Here is a 3,260-nt window from a genome sequence, read left to right on the forward strand (position 1 = left end):
TAAACGCATTCCAAAACGAATATTTTCATTTCGAATGCGCTTGTCGTAATTACCTAATTTACCTTAAATTGCTCTTATTATTACAATTTAAAATTTTCCTTTACTATTTTAACCTCTGTTTCATTTTTGTTTATCCATTTTTGATACACACCTATGTCAATGCTCTTCATTCCTAATCTTACCCAATCTCTATAATCACCTATCATTGTAACTATAGACAACTTGTCTTCTGTTTCTTCAACAATTTCAAATTCAAAACCTTTATAAATTGCCATTGTCCTTATTCTATAATATTCAGTTATTTTCACATCCTCTATGTCTGTCGAACGTAACACTATTTTTCCTTTTTCAATCTCCCCTGCCGAATATTCTTTTCCTAAATAAATTGCAAATTCTCCATCTTTCATCATACTATCTTCTGTTTTTGTTATTTTATAACTTAAAATAATCTTGTAAATACCTGATATAGTATATTGATTTAGCACTATTAATTCTTAATTGCCTTTGAACAACTATGATTGTTAATTAATAGACTTGAATTAAATTTAGATTTACATGAATCCTAAAGTATAAATCAATTAAAGTACATAATATCAATACTACTTACATTGCCTCTAGCATCATAATTTGATGTTATTTTTCCCCAACTATATTCAATCTGCTGATTAATACCTAATTCATTTAATATATTATCGTGTAATAATTTTCTTTTATCCTCATTTTTTTCCGAAAACTCTTTATCACAACATATCAAAGACACCATATATATCTTTCCATTCCTAAAGAATAAACTAACAATATACTTCTTATTATCTATAATTTGTTGTTCATCTAAATAAAAAATTCTCACCCCATCTTGATTATTATAGAATTTTGTATTTTTGAACTGTTCAAATGAATAACTTGGAAAAATTGTTAGCTCATCTGATATTTCAATAAATCCATTGTTGATATCTATCATTATTAGTTTCCTCCCTTACTTATTTAATTTAATATTATCAACAGGAGTTAATATCCCTTTATCAATCAAATCTTGAACATCTGGAACATAATATTGTGGTAATCCTCCTTTTCCAAATTGGGGATTTGCGTTTGCTATTCCATATGCACTCGCAACATCCTCATTAAATACATAGCCTTGCATTTCTCCTCTATAACCATATTTAGGATTTTTTTCCACCTGCAATCCTTCAAATAATTTCGTTGCATCTCTGCCAGACTGTTCAATTGCATCTAAAGTTGTAAAATACTCCGTTCCATTCGGTTCCCCTCGATATAAAACAGTACCCTTTTTAACAGTAATATCAACATAATCATCTATACCTGGATATTTTCCTTTTCCTTGCCAACTTCTTGCAATTTCGGAAGGTGTCTTTCTGCCACCCTCAACAACCTCCTTTACCTCATCAAAGCTTTTTCCTTCCTTAAACATTTCCAGTGCATCATCACCATAACTGTTTATAAGGCTTACTGCTTTTTTAGCTTCTGTTGGCTCCAGATTGTCGATTATTCTTGCAAGGTCATCTCCATACTTTTCTGCAAGGTTCAGACCATCCTGTCCGAATTCCTGCAGTATGGCTGCCGTTCTTTGATGGTATCTAAATCTACTTCCCTAACACGCTGATATAAACGCACCCTTTCGCAACATTTTTTCTTGTTGCTAGGAGTGCGTTTATATCAGCGTATTGGAACTAAATATTCTATCTTGATTTTTCAATGTCCTTTCTTATCTTATACCAAGCCCGGCAAAATTTCGCTAGTATCTATTAATTAACATCATGGATTCTTAATTGCTTCTGGGCAGCCATAATGATTAATTAATAGACATGCAATAGTTATAGATTGTTAGTGTATCCATATATAGTGACACAATTTAAACTATCTCAAATAATTTTTTTGAACTACTTCTCTTTTATTTACATCTATTTCAAAAATTATTCCAAGTTCATAATGTGCAGTTAGTATATTATCGGATTTTTTTTCTATTTGGTCATATCCCCTTGGTATTTTTGCCTGAACTATATCATTTATATTCCATATTTTCTCTCCCAGATAATTATATGCCATTACATTATTAGGTATTTCTTTCCTTTCCCTTATTAAAACAACAAAAAAATCTTTATATTCTACTACTTGACTAATATTGATATCAAAACGAATTAATTTGCCATTTACCTCTATTGACTTATAGTCTAATTGTCTCATTATTTTTTATTCCCTTTCTACTTTAAATCATATATATCTGTAAACCAATCGTCATCTAAGAAAACATCTTTTATTGCATATTGTACATCTCCACCTAATGTCCCCCACGATTCCTGTGGTCCAACAATACTAACCTCTAAAGGTATATCACTTGGAATTTTGGGATATACTATCTTATCAGGTATTTGTGGTAATGCATATTTTTCAGCGATCTCAACTGCACTCAATCCTTTTATATCATCTGCACGAAGAATAAATGGACTCTTGGGTTTGTTTACCCCCTCTTTGAATACCCTTGCATATTTATGATTTCCTGCTTCAACATTATAGACTTTTGTTCCAGCAGCTACAGGTGGCAAATCATACCCCATATCTGCCCAATCTGCATTAGCAGTCGTTGCATCTTTAATATTTATTATTTTGTATCCATCAAGTGTTATTTTATTTTCTAGTTCATCACTTAATTTAACATAATCAATTGTCTTACTACCCCTCTCACTTAATCCACCCTCAACAATCTTCTTTACTTCATCCGCACCTTTTCCTTCCTTAAATAAATCGAATGCTTCATCTCCGTAACTGTTTATCAGGTTTACTGCTTTTTTAGCTTCTGTCGGCTCCAGACTGTCGATTATTCTTGCAAGGTCATCTCCATACTTTTCTGCAAGCTTTAGTCCGTCTTCTCCAAACTCCTGCAGTATGCTTGCTACCTTTTCACCGTATTTTTTGCTAAGCAACTCCCATGCATCAATGAAATTCCAGTAATCCGGGCTTCCTCCTCCGGGAATATATCCTGTTCCATTACTTCCTGAACTGCTTCCGGTTCCTCCACTTCCGTGGTTTCCTGAGCCGCCTCCCGGTATTTCACCTGTTCCGTGACTTCCTGAAGTGCCTCCGGTTCCTCCACTTCCATGGTTTCCTGAGCCACCTCCCGGTATTTCACCTGTTCCATGACTTCCTGAACTGCTTCCGGTTCCTCCACTTCCGTGGTTTCCTGAGCCGCCTGTTCCCGGGCTGTCATCCCATGATACTCCTCCATATTCTTCCGTAAAGAA

Annotated in this window: 4 protein-coding genes and 1 pseudogene; all 5 read right to left on the reverse strand. The window is 33.7% G+C overall.

The genetic code is table 11. From position 1 onward, the window contains the following. Nucleotides 1-80: 80 nt before the first annotated feature. A complete protein-coding gene (locus DWW96_RS13610; protein ID WP_147339842.1) occupies nucleotides 81-485 on the reverse strand; it encodes a hypothetical protein in 405 nt (134 codons plus the stop codon). Nucleotides 486-574: 89 nt separating this feature from the next. Then, nucleotides 575-961, reverse strand: a complete 387-nt coding sequence (locus DWW96_RS13615) for a hypothetical protein (protein WP_117910803.1) — start codon at nucleotides 959-961, stop codon at nucleotides 575-577. Nucleotides 962-976: 15 nt separating this feature from the next. Beyond that, nucleotides 977-1,432, reverse strand: coding sequence for a hypothetical protein (locus DWW96_RS13620; RefSeq protein ID WP_117910804.1), 456 nt, complete (start codon nucleotides 1,430-1,432; stop codon nucleotides 977-979). A gap of 446 nt (nucleotides 1,433-1,878) precedes the next feature. After that, nucleotides 1,879-2,205 (reverse strand): hypothetical protein, encoded by a 327-nt coding sequence (locus tag DWW96_RS13625; RefSeq protein WP_117910805.1) that lies wholly within the window; start codon nucleotides 2,203-2,205, stop codon nucleotides 1,879-1,881. 17 nt (nucleotides 2,206-2,222) lie between these two features. After that, nucleotides 2,223-3,260: pseudogene (locus DWW96_RS14290) on the reverse strand (hypothetical protein); the annotation flags it as partial.

This window comes from Eubacterium sp. AF17-7, from assembly GCF_003461285.1.
Lineage (GTDB): Bacteria > Bacillota > Clostridia > Lachnospirales > Lachnospiraceae > Eubacterium_U > Eubacterium_U album.

Excerpts from the sequence above, each read along its gene's own strand:
- DWW96_RS13615 (WP_117910803.1), bottom strand. The coding sequence starts at position 961 with ATGATAGATATCAACAATGGATTTATTGAAATATCAGATGAGCTAACA.
- DWW96_RS13620 (WP_117910804.1), bottom strand. The coding sequence starts at position 1,432 with ATGTTTAAGGAAGGAAAAAGCTTTGATGAGGTAAAGGAGGTTGTTGAG.
- DWW96_RS13625 (WP_117910805.1), bottom strand. The coding sequence starts at position 2,205 with ATGAGACAATTAGACTATAAGTCAATAGAGGTAAATGGCAAATTAATT.